Origin of the sequence: Pseudoalteromonas sp. GABNS16E, from assembly GCF_028598715.1 — a bacterium.
GTDB lineage: Bacteria > Pseudomonadota > Gammaproteobacteria > Enterobacterales > Alteromonadaceae > Pseudoalteromonas > Pseudoalteromonas atlantica.
In genome coordinates this window covers 1-255 of sequence record NZ_JAQREZ010000210.1, presented here as the reverse complement: position 1 = coordinate 255, position 255 = coordinate 1, and the positions used below count along the sequence as shown (strand labels likewise).

Below are 255 nucleotides of genomic sequence, written 5' to 3'. Positions count from 1 at the left end.
AAGCCGGACAAATAATCAATGGTAATGAACGTTATGATATTTACGTTCGCATAGAGGAAGAGTACCGAAGTAACAAAGAAGCTATTGCTGATATTCGGCTTCAATCACCTACTGGTGCTTGGGTGCGGCTGGGTGACGTAGCCTCAGTCTCATTTGAGTCAGGCCCACCACAAGTTAGACGCGATGATGTACAACGAAGAGTCGTTATCCAAGCAAATGTACAAAATCGAGATATGGGAAGCGTGGTTGCCGATA

At 45.1% G+C, this 255-nt stretch carries 1 protein-coding gene; it reads left to right on the top strand.

The window, feature by feature from the left end:
• On the top strand, positions 1-255 hold a 255-nt coding region (locus PSI06_RS21315), incomplete at both ends, for an efflux RND transporter permease subunit (protein ID WP_273588164.1).